Source organism: Photorhabdus sp. P32 (assembly GCF_038085095.1).
Taxonomy (GTDB): domain Bacteria; phylum Pseudomonadota; class Gammaproteobacteria; order Enterobacterales; family Enterobacteriaceae; genus Photorhabdus; species Photorhabdus luminescens.
Genome location: NZ_JAZGJN010000062.1, coordinates 1 through 724 on the forward strand (window position 1 = coordinate 1; position 724 = coordinate 724).

Consider the following 724-nt stretch of genomic DNA (forward strand, 5'->3'; position numbering starts at 1 on the left):
CCTTCAATGTGCGCCTGAGCATGAAGGCCTGGAACTGGCTCAACTTCACCGAGGGAGAGTTCGAGCCTGACGCGGAGAAGAGTGAGCAATGGAACCGCGGCGCGTACTTGGTGCAGGGGCTAGGGCATTGCGGCAGTTGCCACACGCCGAAGAACCTTATCGGCGGAGACAGGCGCGATGGCACACTCAAAGGCGGGGAGCTGCAGGGCTGGATGGCGCCGAATATCTCCAACACGGCGCATGTCGGCCTGGCCGAGTGGACCGAGGACGACATCGTGCAATACCTCAAGACCGGCGCCAACCGCTACGACATAGCCTCGGGGCCGATGGCCGAGGCGGTGGAGAAATCCACCCAGTACTGGCGCGATGCGGACCTGAAGGCCGTCGCGGTTTATCTCAAGAGCCTGGACCACGAGCACGAGAAGCCCGAGCCGCTGGGCGCTAACGATCCGATCATGACAGCCGGACGTAGTCTCTATGAGGATCGCTGCTCGGCTTGCCATACACCGGACGGAGAAGGCATTCCGACGCTGTTTCCCAAGCTGGCCAATGCCCCGCTTGTCAATGCGCGCGATGCGGTATCGATGATTCGCGTGGTACTTGCCGGCAATCGCGCCGGCACAACGGACGCGGCACCCACCGGGCCGGCCATGCCGTCGTTCGCATGGAATCTCTCGGATGAGAACATCGCCGACGTGCTTACCTATGTGCGCAACAGCTGGGG

General features: G+C 62.6%; 1 protein-coding gene. It reads left to right on the plus strand.

Annotation, left to right across the window (positions count from 1 at the left end):
• Positions 1-724: c-type cytochrome (locus tag V2H77_RS00220; protein ID WP_341497200.1), on the plus strand; the 724-nt coding region annotated here is incomplete at both ends.